Origin of the sequence: Humibacter sp. (assembly GCF_035547335.1) — a bacterium.
Taxonomy (GTDB): Bacteria; Actinomycetota; Actinomycetes; order Actinomycetales; family Microbacteriaceae; genus Humibacter.
Map to the genome: position 1 here is coordinate 1 of NZ_DASZVF010000073.1, position 3,212 is coordinate 3,212.

Consider the following 3,212-nt stretch of genomic DNA (forward strand, 5'->3'; position numbering starts at 1 on the left):
GACGCCCACCACAGCGACGGCCATCGTCAGGGCTTCCACTCCGCCTCGGGCATCGTGAGCCTGCTGCACCGGATCCTCGAAGTCGCCGTCGATGACGGCACGCTCGCCCGCAACCCGGCCACCGGGGTCACCATCCGGCCCGAGGCCAAGACCGACAAGCGGATCTTCACCCGGGACGAGGCGATGAAGATGCTCGCCGCCGTGGCCGCACCGGACCGAGTTCGGCGCGGCCCCGAGGCGCGCCGCCGACAGCCCTGGGTGATGTGCATGGTGATGCTCTGGGCCGGCCTGCGCTGGGGTGAGGTCCTCGGCGTGCGCGTCCGGGACGTGAATCTGCTCAAGCGCCGCCTGTCGGTCGTCCAGGTCGTCGAGGAGGTCAGCGGCAAGACCCGGGTGAAGGAGTATCCCAAGACCGACGCTGGCCGCCGCACGGTGCCGATGACGGAGGCGCTCGCACGCGCGCTCGAGCAGCACGTGACGGAACTCGGCCTGCGACCGGGCGACCTGCTGTTCACGACGACGACCGGCGGGTCGATGACCCGGTCCTCGTTCCGATCCTGGGTGTGGCAGCCGGCGCTCGTCCAGGCGGGCCTCGCCACCTGGACCGACGACCGACGCACCACGATCGAGGCGGTGGCTTCCGCCGACGGCGAGTTGCTGCCACTCCCGACGCCGCATTCGCTGCGGCACTCCTACATCAGCTGGCTCGCGAACGCCGGCAACGTGCCGCTCGACACCGTGCGGCGGATGGCCGGCCACGAGTCGATCCTCACCACCCAGCAGTACCTGCACGCCGTCGAGGGCGAGGAGGAGCAGGTCCTCGCCGGGCTCGAGGGTGCGCCCGCCCGGCCACGTGCGCTGCGGCCCGTGGAGGGCTCGCAGGACGTGACTCACCAGTGACTCACGCACACGCCGCAGGGGCTGTTCGGTGCCGGATATGCCGTCCTGGTTCTTGCTGTCTCGCAGGCACAACGCTCTGACCTGCGCGGATGCGATCGTTGGCAATTGCCTTGAGGTGCTAGTGCCCGCAAGGGCATGGGGGTTCAAGTCCCCCCTCGGACACAACGCCCCTGGGACATCGCGGATAACCACCGCTCAGCCGGTGACGCGCCGGCGGTAGGCGGTCGGCGGTTCACCGACGAAGGCGCGGAACGCGCGGGTGAACGCGCTGACGCTCTCGAAGCCCACCTCGGTCGCCACGTCGAGCACGGTCGGGCTCGGGCTCACCCCCGACAGCAGCGCCATCGCGCGCAGCAACCGGGCCTCCAGCAAGTAACGGCGCCACGACATGCCTGTCGTGCTCGCGAACGCGCGGCGCAACGTGCGGTCCGAGACGCCGACGGCGCGGGCGACATCGACGACCGTCACGTCGTCGAGGTGCTCGCGCGTGTAGGCCATCGCCGCGGCGATCAGCGGATCGCTGCTCGTCGGCAAGCGCAACGGGGTCTCGTGGTCGAGCCAGTCGCTGACGAGGCCGGCCAACGCCAGGAAGAAGGTGTCGGCACGCGGGTCGGGGTCGGTGCGCCACACCGGCCAACGCATGGCGTGCACGATCATCTCCCGCACCACGGGGGCCGCTGCGAGCACGCGTGCACGGTCGCCGGCATCCGGCACCAGCTCGGGCGCGAAGAAGACCGACACCGTGCTGACGCGTCGGATCGTCGTGCAGTGCTCGAGGCCTGCGGGGATCCAGACGGCCTGCTGCGGAGGCAGGAGGTAGTGGGCCGTGCGGGTCTCGACCTCGACGGTCCCGCGCAGCGCGTACTCCACCTGGTGCATGTCGTGGTGGTGCCAGCCGGTGACGATCTCGTCGGAGTCGCTGCGGTCGAAGGCGAAGGTGCCCGCCTGCGCCGGCGCGCCGCCGCGAACGTCGACGAACCGATCCGCGCCGACCGGTCGCACCCTGTCCGGCAGGAGCAGATCTCTGTCCGTTCGCGCGGTGACGGCCACCATGGCGGGAGCGTAGCCATGGAGCCATGAGCGATCGGGACGACCACAACGAGACGGTGAAGAGCTCCTTCACCCGCCAGCTCGGCATCTTCCAAGGTGAGGACTCGCTGTTCGCGACGCAGCGCGAGCTGACCCGTCAGCACCTCGGCGAGGTCACGCCGGATGATGTCGTGCTCGACGTCGCCTGCGGCGCCGCGCATGCCTCGGAAGCGGCCGCGCCGTTCGTGCGCCAGGTGGTCGGCATCGACCTCACCCGTGCGCTCCTCGACGAAGCCCACGCCCGGCTCGCGCGCAACGGCATCCGCAACGTGCTGCTGCAGGAGGGCGACGCCGCCGACCTGCCGTTCGTCGACGACTCGTTCGACGTCGTCGCCTGTCGCAACTCGCTGCACCACTTCGCCGATCCCCGCGAGCAGGTGCGGGAGATGGCCCGGGTGTGCCGGCGCTCGGGCCGGGTGGTGATCTCCGACATGGTGGCGCCGGAGGCGGGTGTGCGGCACCGGTACGACGAGCTGCACCGCCTCATCGACCCGTCGCACACCGCGCTGCTCCTCGCGGAGGAGCTGGTGCGGATGCTCGAGGACGAGGTGGGGCCGGTCATCCGGCACGAGACGCTCGAGCGGGTTCCGGTGCCCCTCGACCTGTTCCTCACCGAGCAGTCGGACAGCGAGGCGGTGCTGGCAGCCCTGGAGGACGAGCTCGCCGGCGGCCCGGCCACCGGGTTCCGGCCCAGCCGCGACGACGGCCGGCTGAGCGCGGGCATCCAGACGACTGTCGTGCACGCTCGTCCGCGCTGACCGCGAGAAGGCGTCAGGCTCGGCCGCACCGTCTCAGGCCGCCCGCGCGAGCCACGTCTTGAGGTACCGCGCGGTGGCGCTCTTCGGTGCGCGGGCGACGGCGGCCGGCGGTCCGGCGGCGACCACCCGTCCGCCGGCGTCTCCCCCACCGGGTCCGAGGTCGATCGCCCAGTCGGCCGTGGCGATCGCCGCGAGGTCGTGCTCGACGAGCACGACGGTGTTGGCGGCGTCGACCAGCCGGTGCAGCTGCTCGAGCAGCAGCGTGACGTCCGCGGGGTGCAGCCCCGATGTGGGTTCGTCCAGCAGGTAGAGCGTGTGGCCCCGGCGAGTGCGCTGCAGCTCGGTCGCGAGCTTGATCCGCTGCGCCTCCCCGCCGCTGAGCTCGGTCGCGGGCTGGCCGAGCCGCAGGTAGCCGAGACCGACCGCCTGCAACGTCGTCAGGCTGCGGGCGGCGGCGGACACGTC

At 71.7% G+C, this 3,212-nt stretch carries 3 protein-coding genes and 1 pseudogene; 2 read left to right on the forward strand and 2 right to left on the reverse strand.

Going from position 1 to position 3,212, the window contains the following annotated elements; all coding sequences use genetic code 11:
• The first annotated feature begins 54 nt into the window (after window positions 1-54).
• A complete protein-coding gene (locus VHB92_RS14830; protein ID WP_325454539.1) occupies window positions 55-900 on the forward strand; it encodes a site-specific integrase in 846 nt (281 codons plus the stop codon).
• A gap of 195 nt (window positions 901-1,095) precedes the next feature.
• Here the strand turns inward: VHB92_RS14830 and VHB92_RS14835 are convergent, their stop codons facing one another.
• On the reverse strand, window positions 1,096-1,953 hold the full coding sequence (locus tag VHB92_RS14835) for a helix-turn-helix transcriptional regulator (protein WP_325454540.1): 858 nt from the start codon (window positions 1,951-1,953) through the stop codon (window positions 1,096-1,098).
• A gap of 23 nt (window positions 1,954-1,976) precedes the next feature.
• On the opposite strand from VHB92_RS14835, the gene VHB92_RS14840 reads away from it, so the two are divergent.
• Entirely contained in the window at window positions 1,977-2,747 is a 771-nt protein-coding gene (locus VHB92_RS14840; protein WP_325454541.1) for a class I SAM-dependent methyltransferase, read from the forward strand.
• A gap of 33 nt (window positions 2,748-2,780) precedes the next feature.
• On the opposite strand, the pseudogene VHB92_RS14845 reads toward VHB92_RS14840, so the two are convergent.
• A pseudogene (locus VHB92_RS14845) lies at window positions 2,781-3,212 on the reverse strand (ABC transporter); the annotation flags it as partial.

Bases quoted from the DNA above. Each gene is read 5' to 3' on its own strand.
- VHB92_RS14835 (WP_325454540.1), bottom strand. From the start codon at position 1,953: ATGGTGGCCGTCACCGCGCGAACGGACAGAGATCTGCTCCTGCCGGAC.
- VHB92_RS14840 (WP_325454541.1), top strand. From the start codon at position 1,977: ATGAGCGATCGGGACGACCACAACGAGACGGTGAAGAGCTCCTTCACC.